Source organism: Streptomyces hyaluromycini, from assembly GCF_002217755.1.
Classification (GTDB): Bacteria; Actinomycetota; Actinomycetes; order Streptomycetales; family Streptomycetaceae; genus Streptomyces; species Streptomyces hyaluromycini.
In genome coordinates, this window is the sequence record NZ_BCFL01000020.1 from 207,275 (window position 1) to 233,408 (window position 26,134).

General features: G+C 74.2%; 21 protein-coding genes. 13 read left to right on the forward strand and 8 right to left on the reverse strand.

The genetic code is table 11. The features are described from left to right. Nucleotides 1–38 precede the first annotated feature (38 nt). Nucleotides 39–1,496, forward strand: a complete 1,458-nt coding sequence (locus tag SSP29_RS22740; RefSeq protein ID WP_150134717.1) for an aldehyde dehydrogenase family protein — start codon at nucleotides 39–41, stop codon at nucleotides 1,494–1,496. Next, entirely contained in the window at nucleotides 1,493–3,922 is a 2,430-nt protein-coding gene (gene solA / locus SSP29_RS22745) for an N-methyl-L-tryptophan oxidase (RefSeq protein WP_089102592.1), read from the forward strand. The genes SSP29_RS22740 and solA overlap by 4 nt, the downstream gene beginning before the upstream one ends. A 53-nt stretch (nucleotides 3,923–3,975) precedes the next feature. Here solA and SSP29_RS22750 read toward each other — a convergent pair whose 3' ends face one another. Further along, nucleotides 3,976–4,665 carry a GntR family transcriptional regulator gene (locus tag SSP29_RS22750; protein WP_089102593.1) on the reverse strand — a complete coding sequence of 230 codons (690 nt, stop codon included), beginning with the start codon at nucleotides 4,663–4,665 and terminating at the stop codon, nucleotides 3,976–3,978. Between the two features lie 134 nt (nucleotides 4,666–4,799). On the opposite strand from SSP29_RS22750, the gene SSP29_RS22755 reads away from it, so the two are divergent. The 9 genes from SSP29_RS22755 (at nucleotide 4,800) to SSP29_RS22795 (ending at nucleotide 17,444) form a co-directional block, all read left to right on the forward strand. Beyond that, nucleotides 4,800–5,453, forward strand: a complete 654-nt coding sequence (locus SSP29_RS22755; RefSeq protein ID WP_089102594.1) for a cyclase family protein — start codon at nucleotides 4,800–4,802, stop codon at nucleotides 5,451–5,453. Further along, complete coding sequence (locus SSP29_RS22760; RefSeq protein WP_245883175.1) at nucleotides 5,450–7,183, forward strand: gamma-glutamyltransferase; 1,734 nt, start codon at nucleotides 5,450–5,452, stop codon at nucleotides 7,181–7,183. The genes SSP29_RS22755 and SSP29_RS22760 overlap by 4 nt, the downstream gene beginning before the upstream one ends. Continuing rightward, nucleotides 7,180–9,138, forward strand: coding sequence for a primary-amine oxidase (locus SSP29_RS22765; RefSeq protein ID WP_089102595.1), 1,959 nt, complete (start codon nucleotides 7,180–7,182; stop codon nucleotides 9,136–9,138). The genes SSP29_RS22760 and SSP29_RS22765 overlap by 4 nt, the downstream gene beginning before the upstream one ends. Before the next feature lie 885 nt (nucleotides 9,139–10,023). Continuing rightward, nucleotides 10,024–11,376, forward strand: a complete 1,353-nt coding sequence (locus tag SSP29_RS22770; protein ID WP_089102596.1) for a Rieske 2Fe-2S domain-containing protein — start codon at nucleotides 10,024–10,026, stop codon at nucleotides 11,374–11,376. A 5-nt stretch (nucleotides 11,377–11,381) separates the two neighbouring features. Continuing rightward, on the forward strand, nucleotides 11,382–12,824 hold the full coding sequence (locus SSP29_RS22775; protein ID WP_089102597.1) for a glutamine synthetase family protein: 1,443 nt from the start codon (nucleotides 11,382–11,384) through the stop codon (nucleotides 12,822–12,824). Then, nucleotides 12,814–13,785: a PDR/VanB family oxidoreductase gene (locus SSP29_RS22780; protein ID WP_089102598.1), complete on the forward strand. Its 972-nt coding sequence runs from the start codon at nucleotides 12,814–12,816 to the stop codon at nucleotides 13,783–13,785. Before SSP29_RS22775 ends, SSP29_RS22780 begins: the two co-directional genes overlap by 11 nt. A gap of 23 nt (nucleotides 13,786–13,808) precedes the next feature. Then, entirely contained in the window at nucleotides 13,809–14,654 is an 846-nt protein-coding gene (locus SSP29_RS22785) for an N-acyl homoserine lactonase family protein (RefSeq protein ID WP_089102599.1), read from the forward strand. Nucleotides 14,655–14,829: 175 nt separating this feature from the next. Next, nucleotides 14,830–16,332 (forward strand): metallophosphoesterase family protein, encoded by a 1,503-nt coding sequence (locus SSP29_RS22790; protein WP_089102600.1) that lies wholly within the window; start codon nucleotides 14,830–14,832, stop codon nucleotides 16,330–16,332. Between the two features lie 77 nt (nucleotides 16,333–16,409). Further along, entirely contained in the window at nucleotides 16,410–17,444 is a 1,035-nt protein-coding gene (locus SSP29_RS22795) for an LLM class flavin-dependent oxidoreductase (protein ID WP_089102601.1), read from the forward strand. Between the two features lies 1 nt (nucleotide 17,445). On the opposite strand, the gene SSP29_RS22800 is transcribed toward SSP29_RS22795, so the two are convergent. Beyond that, entirely contained in the window at nucleotides 17,446–18,420 is a 975-nt protein-coding gene (locus tag SSP29_RS22800; RefSeq protein ID WP_089102602.1) for a TauD/TfdA dioxygenase family protein, read from the reverse strand. Between the two features lie 345 nt (nucleotides 18,421–18,765). Here SSP29_RS22800 and SSP29_RS22805 point away from each other — a divergent pair, with 345 nt between their 5' ends. After that, complete coding sequence (locus SSP29_RS22805) at nucleotides 18,766–19,200, forward strand: cupin domain-containing protein (RefSeq protein ID WP_089102603.1); 435 nt, start codon at nucleotides 18,766–18,768, stop codon at nucleotides 19,198–19,200. A gap of 13 nt (nucleotides 19,201–19,213) precedes the next feature. Here SSP29_RS22805 and SSP29_RS22810 read toward each other — a convergent pair whose 3' ends face one another. From SSP29_RS22810 to SSP29_RS22835, 6 genes are all read right to left on the reverse strand, one after another. Next, nucleotides 19,214–21,574 (reverse strand): SpoIIE family protein phosphatase, encoded by a 2,361-nt coding sequence (locus SSP29_RS22810; protein WP_089102604.1) that lies wholly within the window; start codon nucleotides 21,572–21,574, stop codon nucleotides 19,214–19,216. A 57-nt stretch (nucleotides 21,575–21,631) separates the two neighbouring features. Continuing rightward, entirely contained in the window at nucleotides 21,632–22,099 is a 468-nt protein-coding gene (locus SSP29_RS22815; RefSeq protein ID WP_089102605.1) for a peroxiredoxin, read from the reverse strand. Next, nucleotides 22,100–22,477, reverse strand: coding sequence for a DoxX family protein (locus SSP29_RS22820; protein ID WP_089102606.1), 378 nt, complete (start codon nucleotides 22,475–22,477; stop codon nucleotides 22,100–22,102). A gap of 175 nt (nucleotides 22,478–22,652) precedes the next feature. Further along, nucleotides 22,653–23,189, reverse strand: a complete 537-nt coding sequence (locus SSP29_RS60945; RefSeq protein ID WP_089102607.1) for a MarR family winged helix-turn-helix transcriptional regulator — start codon at nucleotides 23,187–23,189, stop codon at nucleotides 22,653–22,655. A gap of 89 nt (nucleotides 23,190–23,278) precedes the next feature. Continuing rightward, nucleotides 23,279–24,004 (reverse strand): polysaccharide deacetylase family protein, encoded by a 726-nt coding sequence (locus SSP29_RS22830; protein ID WP_089102608.1) that lies wholly within the window; start codon nucleotides 24,002–24,004, stop codon nucleotides 23,279–23,281. A gap of 61 nt (nucleotides 24,005–24,065) precedes the next feature. After that, nucleotides 24,066–25,526: a glycosyltransferase gene (locus tag SSP29_RS22835; protein WP_089102609.1), complete on the reverse strand. Its 1,461-nt coding sequence runs from the start codon at nucleotides 25,524–25,526 to the stop codon at nucleotides 24,066–24,068. Between the two features lie 193 nt (nucleotides 25,527–25,719). Between SSP29_RS22835 and SSP29_RS22840 the strand changes: the two genes are divergently transcribed. Beyond that, nucleotides 25,720–26,133, forward strand: a complete 414-nt coding sequence (locus tag SSP29_RS22840; RefSeq protein ID WP_089102610.1) for a BlaI/MecI/CopY family transcriptional regulator — start codon at nucleotides 25,720–25,722, stop codon at nucleotides 26,131–26,133. The last annotated feature ends 1 nt before the right edge of the window (nucleotide 26,134 follow it).

Genomic DNA, 26,134 nt, shown 5'->3' on the forward strand with positions numbered 1-26,134 from the left:
CCCGCGCCGCCGTTCCACGAACGACAAGGAGAACCCCCTTGGACCCCAGCATCACCCTGCCCAGGCTGCCCGAGTGCGAGCCCATGCTCATCGGCGGCGCCTGGACCACGGGCGCCTCGGCCCGGCGCATCCCGGTCCTCGACCCGGCCACCCGCGAGCCGCTGACCACGATCGCCCAGGCGGACGCCACGGACGTGGCCGCGGCGGTGGCCGCCGCCTCGGCCGCCCACCGCGACGGCCGCTGGCGCGCGCTGCCGCCCCGGGACCGGCGGGACGTCCTGCTGCGGCTCGCGGACCTGGTGGAGCGGGACGCCGAGGCACTGGCGGTCCTGGACACCCTGGACAACGGCAAGGCGATCGAGCGGGCCCGCGGTGACGTGGAGCTGGGCCTCCAGGCGATCCGGCACTTCGCGGGCACCCCGGCCCGGCTGACCGGCACGGTGCATCCCGCCGGGCCCGGCCGGCATGTGTACAGCGTCCGGGAGCCGGTGGGCGTGGTGGCCGCCGTGCTGCCCTGGAACTTCCCCTTCATGATCGCGGCCTGGAAACTCGCCCCGGCCCTGGCGGCCGGCTGCACGGTGGTCGTCAAGCCCGCCGAGCAGACCCCGCTGACCGCGTTGCGGCTGGCCGCGCTGTGCCTGGAGGCCGGTGTGCCGGAGGGCGTGGTCAACGTGGTGACGGGCGACGGACGCACCGGGGCGGAGCTGGTCGCGCATCCCGGTGTGGCCAAGGTGTCGTTCACCGGGTCCACCGACGTCGGGCGGCTGATCATGGCCGCGGCGGCGCCGTCCGTGAAGCGGCTCACGCTCGAACTGGGCGGCAAGTCCGCCAACATGGTGTTCGCCGACGCCGACCTGGACGCCGCCGTACCGGCCGCCGTACGGGCCGTGTTCGGGCACTCCGGACAGATGTGCACGGCGGGCAGCCGGCTGCTCGTGCAGCGCACGGTGATCGACGAGTTCCTGGACCGGATGCTGCCGGCCGTCGAGGCGCTGCGGATCGGCCCCGGTCTCTCGGGCGGGATCAACATCGGACCGCTCGTCTCCCAGGAGCAGTTCGACCGGGTCACGGGCTACCTGGACCTCGGCCGCGCCGAGGGCGCCAAGGCCGTCACGGGCGGGGAACCCCTGCCGGGACCCGGCTGGTTCGTGCGGCCCACGGTGTTCACCGACGTCACGCCGGACATGCGGATCGCCCGGGAGGAGATCTTCGGACCGGTCGCCGCGGTGCTGCCCTTCGACACCGAGGAGGAGGCCATCGCGCTCGCCAACGACAGCGACTACGGCCTCGCGGCCGGCGTGTGGACCACCGACCTCGGCCGCGCGCACCGCGCCGCGGCAGCGCTGCAGGCGGGCACCGTATGGGTGAACACCTACAACGAGTTCGACCCCGCCGTGGCGTTCGGCGGCAGCAAGCAGTCCGGTCTGGGCAGGGATCTCGGCGACGCGGCGGTCGACGGATTCACCGAGCCCAAGAGCATCACGATGGCGCTGTGAGCGCCCCCGTGACGGCGGTGCCGCCGGCCCCCGCCGGTTTCGACCTGGCCGCCGAGCGGGCCCGCACCCCGGGCTGCGCGACCGGTCACCACTTCAACGCGGCCGGTGCCGCGCTGCTCGCCTCGGACACGGTCGAGGCGGTCATCGCCCAGCTGCGCGCCGAGAGTCTGCACGGCGGCTACGAGGCGGCCAAGCTCGCCGCCGACGACCTGGCCGCCGTCTACACCCGTACCGCCGCCCTGCTCGGTGTCGACGCGGACGAGATCGCCCTGGTCGAGAGCGCCACCGCCGGCTGGCAGCGCATCGTGTCGGCGCTGCGGCTGCGGCCCGGGGACCGGGTGCTCGCCGCCCGCTCCAGCTACGTGAGCAGCGCCCTGCACCTGCTGGCCGCCGAGCGCGACACGGGAGTACGGGTGGAGGTGCTGCCCAACGGGCCTGACGGCGCGACCGATCTGGAGGCCCTGGAGCGGGCGCTGCGCACCGGTCCCGCCGCGCTGGTGACCGCGGCGCACGTGCCGACCTCGTCGGGGCTGGTCGAACCGGCCGCCGGCATCGGCGCGCTGACCGCCGCGCACGGCGTGCCGTTCCTGCTCGACGCCACCCAGTCGCTGGGCCAGCTGCCCGTCGACATGACCGCTCTCGGCTGCGATCTGCTGATCGGCACCGGCCGCAAGTTCCTGCGCGGTCCGCGCGGCACAGGTCTGCTGGCCGTGCGCCGGCCGCTCCTCGAACGGCTCGCCCCGCAGGCACCGGATGTGCGCGGGGCCCGCTGGACGGCCGAGCGCAGCTGGGAACTGGCCCCCGACGCACGGCGGTTCGAACTGTGGGAGGCCGCGCACGCACTGCGGCTCGGCCTCGGCTCGGCACTGGCCGACCTGCACGCGCTCGGCACCGCGACCGTCTTCGGCCGACTGGCCGCCCTCGCCGCGCGGCTGCGCGAGCGGCTCGGCGCGGTCCCCGGCGTACGGCTCGCCGACCCGCCGGCGGCGGGCGGGGCGATCGTCACCTTCGTGGTGGAGGGGCTCGACGCGAGCGAGGTCCAGCGGCGGCTGGCGCTGCGGCGGGTGTACCTGATCGCCGTGCCGGCCGACCACGGCCGCTGGGACATGGAGCCGCGCGGACTGGCCAAGGTGGTACGGGCGTCGGTGCACGTGTACACCGACGACGGCGACCTGGACGCCCTGGTGGAGGCGGTCGCGGAGATCGCGGCGGACGCGCAGGGCACGGGTCGTGGGGCGGAGTCACCGGCACCTGCTGCCACGGCGGCCACGTCCCGGCCCCCGGCCCGTCTCCCGCGCACACGTGCCGCCCGCACGTCCACGAGCACCCGGCGCGACGCCGTGGTCGTGGGGCTCGGCGTGCACGGCGGCGCGGTGCTGCGGCAGCTGGCCGAGCGGGGACTGGACGTGCTCGGGATCGAGCGGTTCACGGCGGGTCACGACCGGGGCTCCTCGCACGGTGCCACCCGGATGATCCGCCGGGCCTATCCGCACCCCGACTGGGACGGCCTGGTCGACACCGCCTACCGGGCCTGGGCCGAGCTGGAACAGGCCGCGGGGACCCGTCTGGTGGACGTCACCGGCGGGCTGTACGCGGCGCCCGCGGAGCGGCCCGATCCGCTGCGTGGTCCGGGCTGCCGTGCGGTGGACCGCGCGGAGGCGGCCCGGATCTTCCCGGGGCTGCGGCTGCCCGCGGGGTTCACCGCGGTCCACGACCCGGCCGCCGGGATCATCGACGCCCGCGCGACCCTGCGCGCCCAGCTCGCCCTCGCGGAACGGGCCGGAGCCACGATCGCCGACCGCACGCGGGTCACGGCATGGCATCCGGACGGCGACGGGGTCGTCGTCCGCACGGCGGACGGGGAGGTGCGGGCCCGCCGGCTGGTGCTGTGCGCCGGGCCGTGGACACCGAACCTGGTGCCGTCGCTGACCGCGCACCTGACGGTCACCCGGATCGTGAACGCGTACTTCGCCGCGGATCCGGCGGGGCCGCTCGGGCCCGGCGGGCTGGGCAGCTTCTCGGTCGAACTCCCGGAAGGACTGCTCTACGGCTTTCCGGCCGCCGACGGCCGGGGGCTGAAGGCCGGTCTCGACTCGGGTCCCGCGTGGGATCCCGAGGCGGCCAGACCCGCCGCGACCGACGCCGAACTCGCCCTGCTGGCAAGGGCGGTGAAGCGGGTGCTGCCCGGTGCGGGCCCGGTCACGGAGAGCCTGACGTGTCTGTACACGATGACACCGGACCGACGGTTCCTGGTCGGCGAGGTGCCCGGGGTGCCGCAGGCGCTGCTGGTCTCGGCCTGTTCGGGACACGGATTCAAGTTCGGTCCGGCGATCGGGGCCGCCCTGGCCGACCTGGTGTGCGAACTCCCGCGCCCGGACCTGGACTTCCTCTCCCCCGCGCGGCTGGTTCCCGGCGGTGTCCGGTGACGGCGGTCACCGGGACGGCCGGGGACGGGCTGGTCGGGGCGACCGTCGGCGGGTCAGCCGTGGAACACGGTCTGGGAACGTCGCTCGTACCAGGCGGTCAGGTGTTCGCCGGCGCTGATGACGTGCTCGCGCATGGCCTCCTGCGCCCGGTCCTCGTCCCGGTCGGTCAACGCCGCCACGACGGCGTCGTGCTGACGGACGTTCAGCTGGCGATGGCGTTCGTCGCCGGCCAGGGCGAGCGAGGACACGTTGCGCGGGAAGCTCTCGTTGATCCGGTCGATCATCCGGCTCAGCCAGGGGTTGTCCGCCGCCTGGCAGACCACGGTGTGGAAGCAGTCGTTGGCCTGGGTGGTGTCCGGGGTGCCCGCGGCGCCGGCGCCCGCCGCCGCGCGCAGCACGTCGTTGTGGCGGCGCAGTTCGGCGAGCTGGCTGTCGGTGATGCGGGCGGCCGCGCGCCGGGCGGCCAGTGCCTCCAGCTCCGCGCGCACCTCGTAGGCCTGCCGCACCTCCCACGGCGCCGGCACCCGCACCACCGCGCCGCGGTGCGGCTGCATCTCGATCAGCCCGCCGTTCTGCAGCTGGCGCAGCGCCTCGCGCACCGGGGTGCGGCTGACCCCGAACTCGGCCGCCAGCGCCGCCTGGCGCAGCGGTTTCCCGATCGGGAGCTCCCCGTCCATGATCCGCGCGCGGATACGGGCAGCGATGTCGTCGACGAGGGCGCCTTCGTCGGTCTGGGGCGTCATCGGAGTGGGTCTCACCCTTCTCGGGGGCTGACGGGAGCCGCGCGGTGGTGGAGCAGTCTGTCACGCCGCCGCCGTCCACTGTTCATCGACATTGGATCCATTTACAGACTATCCGCATCCAATAGGAGCGTGTCATGCACCTCGATGTGACCAAGGCCATCGACGTCTCCGTGCCGATCCACCCCGGCATGCTGCACTGGGGCCGGCGGCCCGAGATGGAGGTCGTCGAGTCGCGGACGGCGGGCGATCCGTCCAACGTCAGCCGCTGGCGCATCGGCGCCCACACCGGCACGCACATCGACGCCCCGGCCCATTTCATCGACGGCGGCAGGACCGTGGACCAGCTGGACCTGTCGGCCCTCAACGGGGCGGCCCGGGTGCTGGACCTCACCCATGTCAAGGAGCAGATCACCGCCGCCGACCTCGACGCGGCGGGGCTCGGCACCGAGGAACGGGTGCTGCTGCGCACCAGCAACTCGGCGGGGGTGCTGCGCAGTCCGTGGAAGGCCCGGCAGTGGGTCGGCCTGGCCCCGGACGGCGCCGAACGGCTGATCGAGGCGGGGGTGCGCACGGCGGGCATCGACTACCTCAGCATCGAGGCGGTCGCCTACACCACGCACTGGGAGACGCACCAACTGCTGTGCGGCGCCGACGTGTTGATCCTGGAAGTCGTCGACCTGCTGCACGCCCCCGCCGGGGTCTACGACATGCTGTCGCTGCCCGTGCCCCTCCAGGGCGCCGAGGCGGCCCCGTCGCGCACCCTGCTGCTGCCCCGGGACTCCGCGTGACCCCGGCCGGCGCGCTGGCCCTGGCCGCCCCGCACCCCGCGGCGCTCGCCGCGGCCCGGCGGGCGGCCACGCGCGGCGGCAACGCGGTGGACGCGGCGCTGGCCGCGGCGGCCGCGCTGACCGTCGTCTACCCGCACCAGTGCTCCCTCGGCGGCGACCTGATCGCCCTGGTGCACGCCCCGGACGGCACCGTGCGGGCGCTGCTGTCCGTCGGGGCGGCCGCGGCGGGCACCGACGTCGAGGCGCTGCGCGCGGCGGACTCCAGGATGCCGGCCCAGGGTCCGGGGACGGTCACCGTGCCGGGCGCGGTGGCGGGCTGGGCGGCGCTCGCCGAGGCGTACGGCACGCCGGGCGCGCTCGCCGCCGCACTGCGGGACGCCGCCGCTCTGGCGCGGGCGGGGGCGACGGTCTCGGCCGGGCTGGCGCGCGCGGTACGGGACAACGAGGCGCGGATCAAGGCCGATCCGGGCCTGACCGCGCTGCTGACCGGCCCGGACGGACGGCCGGTGGCGGAGGGCGACCCGCTCCCCCAGCCCCGGCTGGCGACGGTGCTCGACGAACTCGCCGACGACCCCTGGTCGTTCTACCGGGGCAGCGTCGCCGAGACACTGGCCGCCGGACTGCGCGACCTCGGGAGCCCGCTCACCACGGCCGATCTGGCGGCGCACCGGGCCGAGTTCGCGGAGCCGGTGAGCATCGCGCAGGTGGGCGCGGAACCGGTGAGCGCCGAGGCGGTGGATGTCGAGCCGTTGGGCGCCGAGGCCACGGACGTCAAGACTGTGAGCGTCGAGGCGATGAGCGTCGAGGCAGTGGGCGCCGCGCCGGAGGACGCCGAAGCCCTGGACGCCGAGCCGATGGGCGTCCGCTGGTGGGCCGCGCCACCGCCCAGTCAGGGCGTCGTGCTCCCCGCCCTGCTGTCCGCGGCGGCCGGTGCCCCCGGCCGCTCCGCGGCGGAGCGGACCCGGCTGCTGGCCGCCCGCTGCCAGGATGCCTCGGCCGCCCGGGACCGGCTGCTCGGCGATCCGCGCGGGCAGCGGCTCGACCTCGACGGGCTGCTCGATCCGGCGCCGCTGGCCGGCACGCTCCCGCCACGGCCGCCGTTCCGGCCGTCCGGTGACACGGTCGCGGTGACGGCCGTGGACTCCTCCGGGCTCGCGGTCTCGCTCATCCAGAGCGTCTACCAGACCTTCGGCTCCGGACTCTGCGACCCGGGCACCGGGATCGTGCTGCACAACCGGGGTTCGGCGTTCAGTCTGCTCCCCGGGCATCCCGGCCTGCTGCGCCCGGGCGCGCGCCCGCCGCACACGCTGTGTCCGGTGATCGGCCGCTCCCCCGCGCTGCTGCTGGCAGCCGGCTGCCAGGGCGGCCGGGCCCAGCCGCAGATCCTCGCCCAGACCCTGCCCGGGCTGGCCGACCCGGACGCCGACCCGGCGGCCGTACTGGCGGACCCGCGCTGGGTGATCGGTGCCCGGGACATCGGCTTCGAGGAGCAGACGCTGCTCGCCGAGCCCGGCTCGGTTCCGGCGGCAACGCCCGCCGTGTCACCGGGACTTCCCGTGGTCTCCGCACCGGGTCCGAGCGATCTGGCCGGCCACGTCCAGGTGGCCCGGCTCACCCGTGACGGCCGCCTGGACGCCGCCTCCGACCCCCGAGCCGACGGCGGCACGGTCCAGCCGGAGACCGACGCCCCCGGCACCACCCGCACCACCCCGGAAGGAACCCCCGCATGAGCACCCTCGCGCCCCGTCCCGCGTCCGCCGCCGCACCCCACCCGCTGGATCCCCTGACCGCCGCCGAACTGGCCGTCGCCGTCAAGGTGCTGGAGGACGACCCCCGGGTCACCGAGGACACCCGGTTCTGGGGCGTCGCCCTGGACGAGCACCACGCGCGCACCGCCCGGCCCGGTGACGCCCGGCGGGCCCGCGCGGTGGTGATCTGCCCCTCGGCGCACGTCGGCTACGAAGTCGACCTGGAACTCGGCGAGAAGCCGCAGTCCATGGCCTGGCGTGAACTGGACGTGCGCAGCCCCGGCTGTTCGTCGGAGGAGGCCCGGCAGGCCGCCGCCGCGTGCCGGGCGGACCCGCGGTTCCGGGACGCGCTCGCGCTGCGCGGGATCCACGACGTGTCGCTGGTGATGGTCGACCCGGAGTCGATCGGCGGCTTCGAGCCGCCCGAGTACCCGGGCCGCAGGCTGACCTGGGGCAGTGTGTGGCACCGCGAGTCGGAGGACGACAACGGCTACGCGCGGCCCGTGCAGGGTGTGGTGCCGGTCATCGACATGGAGTCGATGGAGGTGCTGTACATCGAGGACCACGGGGTGGTGCCGCTGTCGGAGGAGTCCGGGGTGTTCGCCGCCGGGACCGTGCCCGAGCGGGCGGGTCTGAAGCCGCTGGAGGTGGTCCAGCCCGAGGGGCCGGGCTTCACCGTGACCGGGCAGCGGGTGGACTGGCAGGGCTGGTCGGTGCGGGTCGGTTTCAGCCACCGCGAGGGCCTGGTGCTGCACGACCTGAGCTTCGACGCGGGCGGCAGGGGGCCGCGCCGGGTGATCCGCCGGGCCTCGGTCAACGAGATGTACGTGCCGTACTTCGACACCGCTTCCACCCAGTACCGCAAGAACTTCTTCGACTGGGGCGAGTACGGCGCCGGGCCGCTCACCAACTCCCTCGCCCTGGGCTGCGACTGCCTCGGCGTCATCCACTACTTCGACGCGGCGGTCCTCGGCGGCGACGGCGTGCCCCGGGTCATCCCGAACGCGGTGTGCATGCACGAGGAGGACGACGGGATCCTCTGGAAGCACCACGACGGACGCACCGGCCGCACGGAGGTGCGCCGCTCCCGCCGCCTGATCATCTCGGCGTTCGCCACGGTCGCCAACTACGACTACGGCTTCTACTGGTCCCTGTACCAGGACGGCTCGGTCATGCTGGAGATCAAGATGACCGGCATCCTCTCCGCGACCGGTGTCACGGAGGACGAGGAGACGCCGTACGCCCGGCGGGTCGCCCCGAACGTGGCGGTCACCAACCACCAGCACTTCTTCGCCGTACGGCTGGACATGGCGGTGGACGGGACGGCGAACCGGCTGGTCGAGGTGACGGCCGAGCACGAGAGCGACCCGGCGCTCGACCCGTACGGGAACGCGGCGCGGACGGTCCTGCGCCCTGTCCTCAGCGAAGCCGAGGGCGGGCGGTCCACGGACGCCTCCCGGGCCCTGCACTGGCGGGTGGAGAGCACCGAGGCGCGCAACCGGATGGGCGAGCCGACCGCGTACCGGGTGCACGTGGAGAACACGGCGGTGCTGCCGGTGCGTCCGGACAGCGTGTGCGCGCGGCGGGCGCCGTTCGTGGCGAAGCAGCTGTGGGCGACGGAGTACGACCCGGCGCGGCGGTTCGTGGCCGGCGAGTACCCCAACCAGGCCGAGCCCGGCGCGGACGGGGTGCACCGCTGGCAGGAGGAGGACCGTTCGCTGGACGGCACGGATCTGGTGCTGTGGGCGACGGTCGGCTCGCACCACTTCCCGCGTCCCGAGGAGTGGCCGGTGATGCCGGTGGCCCGGGCGCGGCTGCGCCTCGAACCGGACGGCTTCTTCGACCGCAACCCCGCCCTGGACGTCCCGGCGCCGGTCTCCTGCCACCCGCCGGCCACCACGGCGGACGCGGGCGGTGGCCACTGCTGCGCCGGATGACCACCGCCGACGGCCCGTCCACAGCACACCACCGCCCCACCTCGTCCCCGGCCCCGGCCGCGGTACACCAGTCGCTCACTGCGCTCGCGGTCCTCGCCGTGACGGCCGCCGCCCTGCTCACCGCCCGTGCCTCCTCGGGAGACGACGGGCACGCGGGACACCCGGCAGCGGTGGGCACCGGGTACGGCTCGGTGGACCCGACGGCCGCCGTCGGCCTCGTGGGTGCGGTGCTCGCGGTCACGCTGGCCATGTCGTGGCCCGCGCTCCGGACCGTCCTAGTGCCCGGGGCGCGGCGGCTCACCGGGCGGTGTGTCCTCACCGCCATGGCGGCCGCGGTCGTGCTCGCCCTCCCGTTGCTGCTGGTGCGGGCGCCGGGCGGGGTGGACGCGCACGTGTGGGCGATGGTCCGGTTCGAGTCGCTGGCGGTGCTGGGGCCGGGGCTGCTGGCGTACGCCGTCGGAGCGACTGGGCCGCCGTCCTCGCGGGAGCGCGGCGGGGCCCGGCCGGGCGCGGTGGTCTGGACGGTGTCGGCGTACGCCTGGCATCTGCCGCCGCTGCACGGGCTCGACGGGCCGGGGACCGAACTCGCCCGGTCGTTCTGCTGGGTGGCGGCGGGTGTGCTGCTCTGCCGTCACCCGGTGGTCCCGCGCGGCCCGTTCCTCGCCGCGCACCTGGCCGTCCTGCCGCTGGCCGTGGTGATGGCGGCCACCGGACGGGGCGCGGCGGGCCTGGTGATGGCGGCAGCCGACGCGGCCATGGCGGTGTGCGTGCTCAACGCAGGCCGCCGGAAAGGCTGTTACGCCCGCGTAAATATTGGATCCAATTATTGGCTCTCTGGATCCTTGCATCGCTACGGTCTCCGTGACCGGGACAGAAAGGCGTCAGATGCGCGAGGAAGAGAACGTACGGCTCACCAGGACCGGTCCGGGCACGCCCGCCGGGACCTGGATGCGCCGCTACTGGCAGCCCGTCGCCCTGAGCGAGGAACTCGACGGCGTACGGCCCCTGGTGGCCCCGAAGGTGCTGGGGCAGGACCTCGTCCTGTTCCGGGACGGGGACGGTGAACTCGGTCTGGTCGACCGGGGCTGTCCGCACCGCGGCGCCGATCTGGCGCTGGGCCGGCTGGAGGACGGCGGGCTGCGCTGCTGCTTCCACGGCTGGCTCTTCGGCCGGGACGGCGCCTGCCTGGACACCCCGGCCGAACCGGCCGGCGGCGGCCTCGCCTCCCGGGTCCGGCTGGGCAGTTACCCGGTGCGCGAGATCAACGGCGTGATCTGGGGCTACCTCGGCCCCGGCGAGCCGCCCGAACTGCCCGCGCTGGACTGCTTCGAGGCCCCCGCCGGGCACACGTTCGCCTGGAAGGGCCTGCTGGAGTGCAACTGGCTCCAGGCGCTGGAGGTCGGCATCGACCCCGCGCACGCCTCCTACCTGCACCGCTTCTTCCAGGACGAGGACCCCTGCGACAGCTACGGCAAGCAGTTCCGGGCCGCCTCCCAGGGCACCGACCTGCCGATGACGAAGATCCTGCGGGAGTACGGCCGTCCCGACATCGACGCCGTCCGGACCCCCTACGGCATCCGGATCACGGCGCTGCGCACGCTCGACGGCACCGACACCGAGGGCCGCCCGATGGACGGCAGCCGCACCCATGTCCGGGTCACCCACCAGGTCTTCCCGCACGGCTTCCACATCCCGCTGGACGCCGAGACCGCGATCACCCAGTGGCATGTGCCGATCGACGACACCTCCTGTTACTGGTACGCCCAGTTCACCAGCGTCGGCGGCCCGGTCGACCGGGCGGAGATGCGCCGGCAGCGGGTCGACGCGGTCACCCTGCCCGACTACCGCCCGCGCTTCGGCCGTTCCAACGGCTACGGCTACGACCCCGCCGAGCAGCTGACCACGACGTACACCGGGCTCGGCACCGACATCAACGTGCACGACCAGTGGGCGGTGGAGGGCCAGGGCGCGATCCAGGACCGCACCCGCGAGCACCTGGGCCGCTCCGACAAGGCGATCGTGATGTACCGGCGGATGCTGGGCGAGGCGATATCCGCCGTCGAGCGCGGCGAGGACCCGCCGCTGGTGCTGCCGGCGGCGCGCGCGGCCGAGCTGCGCGGTCCGGTCACGCTCGACGGGATCGGGCCCACCGAGGGCTGGGCCGAGCACTGGGCCGCCGTGACCGCGAAGCAGCGGGCGGACAGCGGCTGGGCGCAAGCGGCCGGAACGGGCGGCTGACCGCGGTGGACTTCGTCGAACGTCACGCGGGGTGGACGGCCGAGCAGTCGGCCGCCGCCGTGGAGATCCGCGCCCGCGCCGAGCGCGGCGGGCTGAAGGTGGTGCGGCTCGTCTTCGCCGACCAGCACGGGCTGCTGCGCGGCAAGACCGTCACCGCCTCCGAGGTGCCCGCCATCCTGCGCGAGGGCACCGGTATCGCCTCGTCCCTGCTGGCCAAGGACACCTCGGGCCGTACCGTGTTCCCGCTGTTCACCCGGGAGACTCCGCTCGGGCTGCCCGAACTGCGCGGCGCGGCCGACATGGTGATGGTGCCCGACCCGCTCACCTTCCGGATGCTGCCGTGGTCGCCGGGCACCGGCTGGCTGCTGTGCGACCTGCGGTTCACCTCCGGCGCCCCGGTCCCGCTGTGCACGCGCGGGCTGCTGCGCTCGGTGCTGGGGCAGGCGGACGGGCTCACCTACCGCACGGGCCTGGAGGTGGAGTTCCATCTGTTCCGGCTGGACGACCCGAGGCTGGGCGCGGCCGACCTGGGCCAGCCGGGCGCGGCACCCGAGGTGGGCATGCTCAACCACGGCTACCAGTACCTGAGCGAGCTGCGCTACGACGAACTCGACCCGATGCTCGATCTGTTGCGCGGCACGCTGGAGGAGCTGGGGCTGCCGTTGCGCACCCTGGAGGTCGAGTTCGGGCCGAGCCAGGTCGAGCTGACCCTGCGGCCCGCCGACGGACTGGGCACGGCGGACGCGATGGTGCTGCTGCGCAGCGCCGTCAAGCAGGTCGCCGCCCGGCACGGCCACCACGCGACCTTCATGTGCCGGCCCCATCTGCCCGGGGTGTTCTCCAGCGGCTGGCATCTGCACCAGAGCATGGTGCGCGGCGACGCGGGCGTCTTCGCCCCGGAGCCCGGTGCCGGTAGCAGTAGCGGCAGCGGGCCGGGGCTGTCGCCGTACGGCACGGCCTTCCTGGGCGGACTGCTGCGCCACGCGCGGGCCACCAGCGCGCTGTCGACGCCCACCCTCAACGGGTTCAAGCGGTTCCGGTCGCTGTCGCTGGCGCCCGACCGCGCGGTGTGGGGGCGGGACAACCGGGGTGCGATGGTGCGGGTCCTGGGCGACGGCCCGTCGTCCACGCGGCTGGAGAACCGCATCGGGGAACCGGCCGCCAACCCCTACCTCTACCTCGCCTCCCAGCTCGCGGCCGGTCTGGACGGAGTGGCGCGCGGCCTGGACCCGGGTCCGGCCGCCGACGAGCCGTACGCGTCCCGGGCGGAGCCGCTGCCGCGGTCCCTCGGCGAGGCGCTCGACGCGCTGGTGGCCGACCGGGAGCTGACCGACCGCCTGGGCAAGGACTTCGTGGCCTACTACACGAGCGTCAAGCGGGCCGAGATCGCCCGCTTCGACCAGGAGGTCACCGACTGGGAACAACGGGAGTACTTCCGTGTCTTCTGACCCGCCCGCACCGGCCTTCGCGCGCCTTCTGGTCCGCCAGGCCCGCTGGATCGCCGAGGACGTCGTCGAGCTGCGGCTGGCCCGGCGGGACGGCCTGCCGCTGCCCCCGTGGGAGCCCGGCGCCCATGTGGAACTGACCCTGCCGTCCGGTCTGCGCCGCGCCTACTCGCTGTGCGGGGATCCACGGGAGCGCACCGCCTGGACGGTCGCGGTGCAGCGCGCGCCGGACAGCCGGGGCGGTTCCCTGGAACTCCACGAAACGGTGCTCGTCGGCCGGGAGTTGACGGTCGACGGCCCGGTCAACCGCTTCCCGCTGCTCCCGGCCCCCGGGTACCTCCTGCTGGCCGGTGGCATCGGCGTCACCCCGCTGCTGCCCATGGCCCGCGCGCTGGCCGCCGGCGGTCTGCCGTGGCGGCTCGTCCTGGGCGCCCGGGACCGCTCCCGCCTCGTCTACGCCGAGGAGCTGACCGCGCTCGGCGGCGACCGGGTCCGGCTGGTCCCCCAGGACGAGGCGGGCCTGCCCGACCTCGCCGCGGAACTCACCGCCGCCCCGCCCGGCCACGCCGTGTACGCCTGCGGTCCCGCGGCGATGCTGGACGCGGTGTCCGAGCTGTGCCGCACCGCGGTACCGCCGCGTCCCCTCCGTATCGAGCGGTTCGGCCCGGCCGTGGAAGCCGACGGGGACGCGGCGCGGGGCCGGTTCGAGGTCGTGCTGCGCCGGTCGGGGCTGCGGCTGGCGGTGCCGACGGACCGGTCGGTGCTGGAGGTCGTACGGGACCGTGTGCCGGACGTGCCGTACTCCTGCGAGGAGGGCTACTGCGGCAGCTGCGAGACACCCGTCCTGGCCGGCACCCCGGACCACCGTGACTCGGTGATCGGGCCGCAGGAGCGGGCGGCCGCCACGACGATGATGATCTGTGTCAGCCGCGCCGCCTCGACGGTCCTCGAACTGGACCTCTGAACCCCGACAACGGACGGAGCACCATGACCCGACGCGGCGTACGGCGCGTTCTGCCCCTCATCCTCGGCTGGGAGGAGCTGCCCAGATCGGTGTCGGTGCACGGCGCCCCGCACGGGGAACGGGTGCGGGAACCCGTGCCGGGGGTGCTGCTGGAGACCGAGGAGGGATGGCTGCTGCTGGACACCGGCTTCAACACGGCCCTGCTGCGCGACCCCGAGCTGCGCCGGCGGTACTACCCGTCCCCCTCCTACCAGCCGGAGCTCCCCGGACCCGGCGAGCCCCTGCCGGCGGCCCTTGCCGCCGTCGGCGTGGCGCTGGAGGAGATCACGGCCGTCGCCGTCAGCCATCTGCACGCCGACCACGCCGGCGGTCTGAAGCACTTCGCGGGCCGGGTGCCGGTGCACATCCAGCGCACCGAGCTGGAGTTCGGACTGTCGGGACGGCCCGAGGTGGAGCGCGAGACGATCTTCAGGGTGGACTTCGACGACCCCCGCATCGACTGGCGCCTCGCCGACGGCGACCAGGAGATCGTGCCCGGCGTCACGGCCGTCCTGTCCGCCGGGCACACCCCGGGCCACCAGAGCTTCGTGGTCGACCTCACCGAAGGCGGCGGCTATGTGTTCACCTGCGACGCGGCCGACCTGACGGAGAACATCGACGAGGAGCGCGCCGCCGGAACGTCGATCGGCGTACCCCCGGAGGCGACCCTGGCGCCGATCCGGCACCTCAAACGACTGGCGGCGGACAAGGGCTACGAGCTGGTCCCGGGCCACGATCCGGTCGTCTGGCCGGAGCTGATCCGGCGGCTTACGGGCGGCCAGGGCCACCGGCGCCACGGCCGGACCGTACCTCCCACACCTCGTCGCTGACCAGGTGACGGGGAGGCGGCCGACTCCCGGCGCGCCTCTGCGAGCCGCAGCGGTCGGAACGTCCGAGCGGGTCGGTGATACCGCATGTCAGGCCCAGGGCGCCGCTGGTGCGAACGAACCGTCCTGTCCGAACCCCCGCGCCCCGGCCGCCCGTTGATCGTTGTACGGTTCCCGCGTGTCTGACTCCTCACGCGAGACCGCAGAAGGCGCCGGCTGGGGCGAGGCCGAGCGCGGTGCCTATCGCCGGCTGATGCCGGACCATGTCAAGAAGCTGTTCTGGTTCGACCCGCGGACCATGTGGGCCGCCCGCAACGGGGTGCTGGCATCCTGGTTCGGCGATCCGACCGGCCGAACCCGCAGCCGTTGGGTGGCCCAGCAGGCGGCCGCCGGGGCACCCGCCGACAAGGTGATCCGGCGTCACGAGGCGGACCGGTTCTCGTTCATGGTGATCGGCGACACCGGCGAGGGCGACGACTCCCAGTACGCCGTCGTGCCGGGCTTCCTGAAGGCCGGTCAGGACACCGACTTCGCGGTGATCGCGAGCGACGTCATCTATCCGGTCGGGGCCACCGACGACTACGGCACCAAGTTCTTCCGGCCGTACCAGGACTATCCGGCGCCGATTTACGCGATACCCGGAAACCACGACTGGTACGAGGACCTCGGCGCCTTCATGCGCGTCTTCTGCGACGACGCCCCGCCGCTCCCGGCCGAGCCGAAGCCCCGCCCGGCGACCCGCGCCTGGTGGCGCGCCCTGCTGTGGCACCGGCCGCGCCCGGCCGACGAGCAACTCCTGTCTGAGGCCCGGAAGTTGCGGTCGGCACAGGAGCAGACGGCCGTGCAGCCGGGCCCCTACTGGGCCATTGACGCCGGGCCGGTGCGGATCGTCGGTATCGACACCGGGCTGCTCGGCACCATCGACGCCGAACAGGGCGCCTGGCTGCGCGAGGTGTCCCGGGGGCCGCGCCCGAAGATCCTCGTCACCGGCTCCCCGCTGTACGTGGACGGCGAGCACCACCCGTGTTCGATCGAGGGCGGCGGCACGGTCGACGACATCGTCCGCGACCCGGCCCACCACTATGTGGCGGCGATCGGCGGCGACATCCACAACTACCAGCGCTACCCCGTCGACGTGGCCGGGCGCACCATCCAGTACGTGGTCGCGGGCGGCGGCGGCGCCTTCATGCACGCCACCCACACCATCCCGCCGGTGTCGATCGCGAACGTCGCCGAGGACGACTTCCGCTGCTACCCGCTGCGCGGCGACTCCCTCGCCTTCTACAGCCGGCTGTACGGCCGCAGACTGCGCCTCCCCCGCTTCTTCACGCTGAGCGAGGCCGAGGCCACGGCCGTGATCGCCGAGCGCCTCGGCATCAGGCCCGGCCGCACCCCCGCCCCGGACACCCGGGTCACCCGCCGCATCCGCCTGGTCGCGACCCTGCTGGGCGCCGGCAGCCGCCCGGGCCGCGGCTCCCGCTTCCGCCTGCCCGTGAAGAAGATCTACACCCAGCTGTTCTCCCCGGGCTCGGTCACCTACAGCCCGCCGTTCTTCAAGTGCTTCCTCCGTCTCGATGTCACCCCGGAGGCGGTACGGCTGCGCTGCTTCGCCGCCACCGGCAACCGCCCGCAGGAGCTGGACCCGCCGGTCGAGGACGAGATCACCATCCCCCTGGCCTGATCCGCGGCTGATCACACTCCCGCAATGTTCGGGTGCCACAATCGGGGCAGAACTGACGTACGACCGCTGGAGGACCCGTGCCGTCCACCCCCCGCCCCCTGCGCAGACTGGGCTTCCTCACCATCGGCCTGTTCGACGGTGCGGATCCGGGCCGGGGGCACGAGTCCACGCTGGAGATCATCGAGCTGGGCGAGCGGCTGGGCTTCGACAGCGCGTGGGTGCGCCACCGGCATCTCCAGTACGGCATCTCGTCCCCGGTCGCCGTCCTCGCGGCGGCCTCGCAGCGCACCAGCCGGATCGAACTCGGCACCGCGGTGATCCCGCTGGGCTGGGAGAACCCGCTGCGGCTCGCCGAGGACCTGGCGACCGTCGACCTCCTGTCCGGCGGCCGCCTCAACCCCGGGGTGAGCGTGGGCCCGCCCATGCACTACGAGCAGGTCAGGGAGGCCCTCTACCCGGACACGGCCGATGTCGAGGACTTCAGCTACGAGCGGGTGCGGCGGCTCCTGGACTTCGTTCGGGGCAAGGCGGCAACCGACTTCAGCGGGGTCGAGGGCTTCGAGGTGTTCTCCGACGTCGTCCAGCCGCACTCCCCCGGGCTCGGACAGCGGCTCTGGTACGGCGGCGGCAGCCTCAGCTCGGCGCGCTGGGCGGGCGAGCACGGCATGAACTTCCTGACGAGCAGTGTCGTCAGGGCCGTGGAGCCGGAGGGGCCGCACGACTTCGCGGAGATCCAGCGCTCGCACATCCGCGAGTTCCGCGCCCACCACCCCGACGGCGAGGCGGCCCGGGTCTCCCAGGGCCTGGTCGTCATCCCGACCGACTCCGCCACGCCCGAGCAGCGGGCCAAGTACGAGGCGTACGCGGCCAAGCGCCTGCCCCGTACCACCACCCCGCAGGGCCCGGCGCGGCTGCTGTTCGCGCCGGACATCGTCGGCATCTCGGCGGAGATCGTCGAGCGGTTGCACGCGCACGCCGGGTTCCGCGAGGTCGACGAGGTGGCCTTCGCCCTGCCGTTCACGTTCGAGCACGAGGACTACGTCCAGATCCTCACGGACCTGGCGACCCGTCTCGGCCCGGCGCTCGGCTGGCGCCCGGGGGCGGCGGCCTGAGTCACCAGCGGCGCGCCTCCGTGCCGGTCACCGGCTCCGACGGCCTGCCGTCCGCCCCGACCGGCACCTCGCCGTGCAGCATCACCCGGTGCATGACGCGGGGGTGGCCGAGGTGGGCGTTGTCGCTGGGCGCGAGGTGGATGGTGGCCCTGTTGTCCCAGAAGGCGACGCTGCCGGGCTCCCAGCGGAAGCGGACCGTGTACTCGGGCCGTACGGCCTGTTCCAGCAGCATCTCCAGGAGTGCGGCGCTCTCCGGGCGGGAGACGCCGGCGATCTGCTCGACGTAGTACCCGTTGACGTACAGCACCCGCTCGCCGCTCTCCGGGTGGACGCGCACCAGCGGGTGCACCGAGGCCACCTGATGGTCAAGGAGGTGGCGCAGATATGTGTCATCACCGGGGCGGGGCTGGTAGCCGACGCCGAGGCGGTGCTCGGCGCGCAGGCCGTCGACGAAGGCGCGCACGGGCGCGGAGAGTCCGGCATAGGCGGCGGCCAGGTTGGCCCAGGTGGTGTCGCCGCCGTACGGCGGGACGGTCTCGGCGCGCAGGACGGTCGCGGCGGGCGGGTCGATCCGCGCCCCGTGGTCGCAGTGCCAGCCGCGCAGCAGGGTGTGCCGGCGCCGCTGGAGCCACTCCTCGTGCTCCATCCCGAACCGGCCGCCGAGCTCCAGCCGGTCGGCGGTGGTCTCCACCTCGGGGAAGCCGGCCGGTGAGGCGCTGCCGCGCCGGCCGAGCACGACCGGTTCGCCGAAGCGGCGGGCGAAGGCGACGTGCCCGGCGTGGTCCAGCCGCTGGTCCCGGAAGAAGACGACCTTCCAGCGCAGTACCGCCTCCCGGATCAGCCCGACCACCGCGTCGTCGAGTTCCCCGGTCAGGTCGACGCCGGTGATCTCGGCGCCGATGTGCCCGGCGACGGGTCTCACCTCGGCCCCGGCGACGCCCACTGCCCGTCCTGCCGTACCCCGGTCCGTCGTCATGCCTGCTCCGCGTGGTCGTCGGTACCCGTCCAGGGAAGATCGTGACAGCCCGGCGTGCACCACGGAAGGGAGCACCCGGGTCGGGTTGATCATCGCGCGCCCGGTCCGCGAGGCCAGGGGTACGACACAGTTGAGGGAAGGTCACATCGTGGTCAGCATTCCGGCGTACACAGCCGCCCGGATGGCGGCGGTCTCCGAGCGTGCCCAACGGCGGCTGGGCGGCGATCCGGACAGCCACGGGGAGTTCTGAGCCGTCGTCGGATTGAGCCGTTCCCGCCCCGGCCGACCGTGCGGGGGCCTATGTTCACGGAGGTACTCGATCTTCGGTTCAGGAGGCCTCCACACATGCGTACCGCGCTCCGTACCGCAATGGCCGGGGCGGTGGCCGCCGGCACTCTGCTGACCTGCGGCACCGCCTACGCCACCCCCGCCGGACCCGGCGTGACCGGCAGGGTGATCAGCCAGACCACCATCGGCGGCACGGACTACGTCCTGCGGGAGATCACCGTCCCGCCCGGCCAGACCACCGGCTGGCACTACCACGACGGCCCGGTCTACGGATACGTCCAGAAGGGCACCCTCAGTCACTTCCACTCCGACTGCAAGGAGGACGGCGTCTACCGGCAGGGCGGCACGGTGTACGAGTCGGGCGGGCCGAGCGACGTGCATCTGGGGGCCAACCTGGGCGACACCGACCTGGTCCTCGACGTGCTCTACATCCTGCCGCACGGCTCGCCGTACTCGGAGTCGGTGCCGAACCCGGGCTGCGACTTCCAGTAGCCGGTGGGACCGGTCACCCGTCGGCGACCGGGAACGTGCCTTCGGGCAGCGGCTGTTCGGCCCAGATGGTCTTGCCGCTGCCCGTCTGCCTGCTGCCCCAGCGCTGGGTGAGCTGGGCGACGAGGAGCAGGCCGCGGCCGCCCTCGTCGTAGGCGTGCGCCCGGCGCAGGTGCGGTGAGGTCGAACTGCCGTCGGCGACCTCGCAGATGAGCGCGCGGTCGCGGATCAGGCGCAGCTGGATGGGCGGTTCGCCGTAGCGGATGGCGTTGGTGACGAGTTCGCTGACGACGAGTTCGGTGACGAAGGCGGCCTCGTCCAGGCCCCAGGCGGTGAGCTGTTCGGTGGCCGCCTGCCGGAAGTGCGCCACCTGGGCCGGGTCGGGCGGCACGTCCCAGGTGGCGACCCGGTCGGCGCCGAGGGTGCGGGTGCGGACCAGCAGCAGGGCGACGTCGTCGGCGGGCTGTTCCGGCATGACGGCCTTGAGCACGTTGTCGCTGAGGGCCTCCAGGGAGTCGGCGGGCGCGCTCAGGGCGCGGCACATCTCCTCGGTGGCGCGGTCCACGTCCCGGTCGCGGTCCTCGACCAGACCGTCGGTGTAGAGGGCGACGACGGTTCCCTCGGGCAGTTCGAGCTCCGTCGCCTCGAAGGGCAGACCGCCGACGCCGAGCGGCGGTCCGGCGGTCATCGGGATCAGCTCGGCCTCGCCGCCGGGCAGCACGACGGCGGGCGCCAGGTGCCCGGCGGCGGCGAGGCTGAGCCGGCGCGAGACCGGGTCGTAGACGGCGTACAGGCAGGTGGCGCCCAGCTCGGCGGCCTCCTCGCCGGGACCGTCCGCGGCAAGGTGGGTCACCAGGTCGTCCAGGTGGGTGAGGAGCTCGTCGGGGGGCAGGTCCACGTCCGCGAGGGTGCGTACGGCCGTGCGCAGCCGCCCCATGGTGGCGGAGGAGCGGATGCCGTGGCCGACGACGTCGCCGACGACCAGGCCGACCCGGCTGCCGGAGAGCGGGATCACGTCGAACCAGTCGCCGCCGATGCCGGCCAGCGATCCGCAGGGCAGATAGCGGTGGGCGACCTCGACGGCGGCCTGTCCGGGCAGGCCGCTGGGCAGCAGGCTGTGCTGGAGGGCGAGGGCGGTGGAGCGCTCGCGGGCGAAGCGGCGGGCGTTGTCGATGCAGACGGCGGCGCGGCTGGCGAGTTCCTCGGCGAAGACGGTGTCGTCGATGACGTAGTCGTCGGGGTGGCGCATGCGCACGCCCACCACGGCACCGAGCAGGACGCCCCGGGCCTGCAGGGGTACGGCGATCATGGAGTGGACGCCCTCGCGGTAGGGCCGGCCGGCGGGCGATCGGGCGTTGCGCTCCTCGACCCAGCGGCGGAACTCGGGCTCGCCCTCCTGGCTGACCACCGCCCGCCGCTCCCGCAGCGCCCGCGCCGGGGGTGACGACGCCGGGTGCACCTCGGCCTCGCCCAGCCGTACGGCGGCCTCGGGGGTGCCCTCGGTCACGGAGCCGTGGGCGACGCGGCGCAGCGCGATGTCGCCCTCCGGCACCGTGGGCAGTTCCTCGGCGCCGAGGACCCAGTCGAGGAGGTCGACGCTGGCGAAGTCGGCGTAGCGGGGGACGAGGAGTTCGACGAGTTCCTCGGCGGTGCGCACCACGTCCAGCGTGGTGCCGATGGCGGTGGCCGCCTCGTTGAGGAGGGCGAGCCGGAGCCGGGCCTGGTACTGCTCGGTGCTGTCGAAGGCGGCCAGGGCGACGGCGGTCAGCTCGCCGGCGGGGTCGCGCAGGGGCCACATCTCGATGCTCCAGGCGTGGTCCCGGTTCAGGACCGGGGCGCCGGTGAACGTCTCGTAGCGGACGGGCCGGCCGGTCTCGACGACCTGGCGCAGATGGCGCAGGAAGCCCTCGCTGTGCGGGGCCTCCTCGACAGTGTCCAGGAAGAAGCGGCCGAGGAGGGCCTCCTCGGGGACGCCCATGACGTGGCAGGCGGCGTCGTTGGAGCGGAGGTAGCGCTGGCGGACGTCGAAGACGGACATCGACATGGAGGCCTGCTGGAAGGCCTGGCCCGCCAGCGTGGGGTCGGTCTGCCAGGGCGGGTCGGCGGTGAGCACGTAGCCGGTGGTGGTGCCGGCGGGGCCGAGGACCGGGCAGGCGGTCAGGGCCATCTCGATGCGGCGGCCGTCGGCGTGGCGCAGCGCGACCGTCCCGGAGCGGGCGGCCAGTGCCCGGGCGGGGACCGCCTCGGCGAGGAGGTCGGCGGCGGACTTGCCCACGACCTCCTCCGCCCGGTGTCCGGTGAGCAGCCGCGCGCCGTCGCTCCACCCCGTCACCCTGCCCAGGGCGTCGATGACCGCGGCGGCAGCGACACGCTCCATACGCCCCAGGATGAGACCTGTGCCCCGGCGCATCAAGCGCGGGCCAGGGCCGTCCGCTCAGCCCTGGTGGGCGCGCAGGGCGGCCAGTGCCCGGTCGGCGTGGGTGTTCATGCGCAGCTCGCTGCGGACGACCTCCAGGACGGTGCGGTCCTGGGCGATCACGAAGGTGGCCCGCTTGGTCGGGGCGAGCGAGAAGCCCCGCTTCACGCCGAACAGCTCCCGCACGGCGCCGTCCGCGTCGGAGAGCAGCGGCATGCCGAGCGTGTGCTTGCCGGAGAACTCCTGCTGGCGTTCCACGCTGTCACCGCTGATCCCGACCGGGCGGGCGCCGACGGCGGCGAATTCGGCGGCCAGGTCCCGGAAGTGGCAGGCCTCGGCGGTGCAGCCGGCCGACAGGGCGGCGGGATAGAAGAACAGCACGACCGGCCCGTCGGCCAGCAGATCCGTGAGGGTCCGCGTCGTACCGGTCTCGTCCGGCAGCGCGAAGTCCTCGATCCTGCTTCCCACCTCTACAGATGCCGTCATCTATCGGCCCTCCTCGTCACGTGCGACACCGCGCGCCCACAGCACCAGGGGGATCTGGAGCGGCAGCCGGGCGAGAGCCGCGGTCCTGAGCGGCTCGGGCCGCTTCTGCCAGTCGACGGCCATCTGCACGTTGGCCGGGAACACACCCACGAAGAAGGCGGCGGCAGCCCGGGCCGCCACCGCGCGGGTCCGCGGCAGGGCGATCCCCGCCGCCAGCGCCAGCTCCACGGCCCCGCTGCCGTACGTCCATGCTCTCGGCGACCCCGGCAGCGCCCTGGGGATCGTCGCGTCGAACGACTTCGGCGCCGCGAAGTGCGCGACGCCGGCCGCGGCCAGCAGCCCCGCGAGCAGCAGGGGTGAACGTTCGGACCGGGCCACGCAGCCTCCTCAGACGACCTGCCGCCGGATATTACCGGGCGGTACCGCCCCGCATCCCGCGGGGTCCTGCTCAACGCGGTACGGACTACGGACGGAATGAGCCTTCGGGCAGGACGCCCCACCGGTTGTGCCGGGACTTACGAGGGACACCGGGCCGGCCGCGTACACCGGCGTCTCACACGGGCCGGGAGGCCGGGGGTGCCGTCTCGGCGGTCTCCTGGCCCGGTTCGTCCTCGACCGCGTACGCCAGGAAGTCGTCGACCATACGGTGGAAGAGCGTGGCCAGCTGCCGCAGCTCCTCGGGCTCCCACTCCCCCAGGGCCAGCTGCATGCCGCGCGCCCCGGCGTCCCGGACGCGGTCGACGGCCGCCCGGCCGGCGTCGGTGAGCTCGATGCGCTGGGCGCGGCGGTCGTCCGGGTCGGGGACGCGGGTGACGTAGCCGGACTTCTGGAGCTGTTGCACCGTACGCGTCACATGGGACGCCTCGACGCCGAGCCGCTGTGCCAGCTCCCCCGGGCGCAGCGGCTCGGAGTCCGCGACCTGGCGCAGCAGGGCCACCGCGGCGCGGTCCAGCGGGACGCCGGCCAGGGCCATCAGCCGCTCGTGCTGCCGGGCCCGGGTGCTCAGATAGGTGATACGGGTCAGGGCACGCTCGATGTCGACGACCTCCGGCGTGGCGGCGGGGACGGCTGGCAGCGGTTCTGTGGGCATACCGGCCAGTTTACCATATCGTTGCGTAACTCAAGTAAGTTACTGCGTGGGTTTTCCCTCCGTACTGCGCGGTGTGTACACGCCGGTCGTCAGAGTCCGTGCTCCCGCAGCGGTCCGACGGTGAGCCCTCGCCGGTCACAGGTGTCCAGGATGCGGGGCAGCGCGCCCAGGGCCGAGCGCCAGGCGCCCGGCGCCGAGGTGCAGTCGGAGTCGTGCAGCAGGATCGTGCCGCCGCCGTCCAGGTCCCGGGTGACCGTGCGGTGGACGGAGTCCGGGGTGGCGCGGGCGGTCCAGTCCTCGCCCCAGCAGGTCCACAGCACCGGGGTGAGACCGAGCCGTCGGGCGGCCACATGGGCCGCGGTGGACATCACTCCGTACGGCGGCCGGAACAGCCGGGGCGCCTGTCCGACGAGGTCGCCGACGGTGTCCCGGGCCCGGGCGAAGTCGTCGTGGGTGGCCCGGGGGCCGCGCAGCAGGAGCGGTCGGTGCAGCCAGCCGTGGATCCCTATCTCGTGACCGGCGGCCGCCATCTCACGGACCAGGCCGGGCGAGCGGCGGGCCTGGCTGCCGAGCAGGAAGAAGGTGGCGCGGATGCCCCGCTCGTCCAGGGCCCGCAGGAAGAACGGAGTGGACAGCGGGTCCGGGCCGTCGTCGAAGGTGAGGGCGACATGGTCCGCCCGGCCCCGGCCGGCGAGCCGGGGCATGGCGCGGTTGCGCAGCGGGCCGAACGTGGAGACCACGGGCGCCGCGTGCAGGGCGAGCGCCGGGAGGGTGGCGAGGGCGGCCGCGCGGACGAGGGGTGCGGTGGCGGTCACGAATGGGGATCTTCCGTCGGGCGGGCGGGGTGAGGGGCCGCACTTGAGCCGGGTGCGGGGGTCACGAGTGGTGGCCCTGCTGCTGCGGGGCGCCGGGGTGGACGTCGTCGTCGAGGTCCAGGGTGTGGCCGATGGCGTGGATGACACCCGGGCCGCTGCCGGTCGTGGCGACCGCGGTGCCGACCGCACCGGCCCAGACGACACAGGCCACGGCCATGCTGGCGGCCAGGCGCCGGACGGCCCTGCGGGGCCCGCGCGGTGCGGACGCGGTGCCGGGAGCACTTGCGGCCGGACCCGACGGGGGCGGCGGCCGGTCGAGTCCGCGCGCGATCGGCACCGGGCCGGTCGCGCGGCAGGCGCGCGCTATCTCGTCCGCGGGGCCCGCTCCGGCGGCGGCGAACAGGGCGCGGCCCGCCTCGCGTTGCAGCAGGCCGCGCGGGCCGTCGATCAGGTCGCCGAGTACGTCCTTGAGCTGGTCGGGGTCGCGGATCCAGGCGGCGACCCCGGCCTCGTCGAGCGCCGCCGCGTTGGTGAGCCCGTGGCCCGGAATGCAGCGGTAGCTGGCGACGGGCAGTCCGGCGGCGAAGGCCTCCAGCGAGGTGAGCCCGCCGGCGTTCTGCACCAGCACGTCGGCCGCGTGCATCAGGCCCGGCATGTCGTCGACCCAGCCGTAGGCGTGCTCGATGCCGTCGGCGCGCAGCTGCTCTGCGAGGGCCTCGTTGCGGCCGCAGACGACGACCGGTACGGCCGCGCCGCAGTCGCGCAGTTCCAGGGCCACCTGCCGGACCGGGCCGACCCCCCAGGAGCCGGCGACCAGCAGCGCCAGCGGGGTGTCCGCGGGCAGCCCGAACCGGGCCCGGGCCGCCAGGCGCCGCTCGGCGTCGGCGGGACAGAAGCGCGGGTCCGCAACCGGCCCGCCCACCCGGACGTCCCGGGCGCCCAGGGCGCGGGCCTGGGCGGCGGGCACGGCGTGGGCGGCGAGGTGCACGTCGACGCCCTCGGCCACCCACAGCGGGTGCACCGAGAAGTCGGTGAGATAGGTGAACACCGGTGCGTCGAGGCGCCCGCCGAGCCGCAGGCTGCCCAGGACTCGGCTGGCGCCGGGGTAGGTGGAGACGACGGCGCCGGTGTCGGCGGGGAGGGCGTCGAGCATGCGGTTCTCGGCGGTACGCAGCAGCGCGCGGGCCAGCGGGCCGCCGCCGCCGGCGCGTTCGGTGCTGGAGTAGACGCGCTGGTAGATCCAGGGCGCCCGGACGAGCATCCGGTGGTAGCCGTCGCGGACCGTCCGGCCGAGCCGGGCGGGCAGCAGGTCGAGCAGGTCGTACCGGTCGACCGTGACACCGGCCGCCGTCAGCCGGCGTTCCAGTTCGCGAGCGGCGCCGTCGTGGCCCGCGCCGATGCTCGCGGAGACGATCACGACGCGCTCGGCGGGCGTCGCGCGCCGGGACACCGGGACGGGACGGGGACGCAGAGCGGCGGCGGCCAGGGCGCGCAGATGCACCGTACTTCCGAGGTGGGGCATGGGTGGGTTCCTCCGCAGAGACTCCGCAGGTGGAGTGGAGCGGCGAAACTCTACAACATGTAGTAGGTAATCTCGTACAACTTGTAGTAGACCGCTTTCGCGCAGCTCACGGCCGCCCGCCCCCGGCTCTACATGCAGTAGTAGCAGTCCCGGTAGGCTGTGACCTCGAATGCTGGTTGAAGGACGGTGAACGGTGCACGACCGGAAGATCGACGAGACCGGCGAGGCAACCGGCCGACGGGCCCGCGGCGAGCTGGAGAGCGGTGTGCTGGCCGCCCTGTGGGCCGCTTCCGAGCCGCTGACCGCCCGGCAGGTGCAGGAGCGGCTGCCGGGAGACCTCGCCTACACGACGGTGCTGACGATCCTGTCCCGGCTGCACGACAAGGGCACGCTGGTACGGCACCGGGCGGGCCGCGGCTACGCGTACGCACCGGTGCGGGACGAGGCGTCCGACACCGCCCAGCGCATGCACACCCTGCTGGAGCGCGGTTCCGACCGGGAGGCCGTGCTCGCCCGGTTCGTCTCCGAGCTCTCCGAGGAGGACGAGCAGTTGCTGCAGCGCCTGCTCGGGGAACACGACGGCGGCCCCGCCGACGAAGGACCGTGAG

Coding starts and splice junctions, on each gene's coding strand:
- SSP29_RS22785 (WP_089102599.1), top strand. CDS start 13,809: ATGACCCGACGCGGCGTACGGCGCGTTCTGCCCCTCATCCTCGGCTGG.
- SSP29_RS22765 (WP_089102595.1), top strand. CDS start 7,180: ATGAGCACCCTCGCGCCCCGTCCCGCGTCCGCCGCCGCACCCCACCCG.
- SSP29_RS60945 (WP_089102607.1), bottom strand. CDS start 23,189: ATGCCCACAGAACCGCTGCCAGCCGTCCCCGCCGCCACGCCGGAGGTC.
- SSP29_RS22815 (WP_089102605.1), bottom strand. CDS start 22,099: ATGACGGCATCTGTAGAGGTGGGAAGCAGGATCGAGGACTTCGCGCTG.
- SSP29_RS22810 (WP_089102604.1), bottom strand. CDS start 21,574: ATGGAGCGTGTCGCTGCCGCCGCGGTCATCGACGCCCTGGGCAGGGTG.
- SSP29_RS22835 (WP_089102609.1), bottom strand. CDS start 25,526: ATGCCCCACCTCGGAAGTACGGTGCATCTGCGCGCCCTGGCCGCCGCC.
- SSP29_RS22770 (WP_089102596.1), top strand. CDS start 10,024: ATGCGCGAGGAAGAGAACGTACGGCTCACCAGGACCGGTCCGGGCACG.
- SSP29_RS22800 (WP_089102602.1), bottom strand. CDS start 18,420: ATGACGACGGACCGGGGTACGGCAGGACGGGCAGTGGGCGTCGCCGGG.
- SSP29_RS22805 (WP_089102603.1), top strand. CDS start 18,766: ATGCGTACCGCGCTCCGTACCGCAATGGCCGGGGCGGTGGCCGCCGGC.
- SSP29_RS22755 (WP_089102594.1), top strand. CDS start 4,800: ATGCACCTCGATGTGACCAAGGCCATCGACGTCTCCGTGCCGATCCAC.
- SSP29_RS22750 (WP_089102593.1), bottom strand. CDS start 4,665: ATGACGCCCCAGACCGACGAAGGCGCCCTCGTCGACGACATCGCTGCC.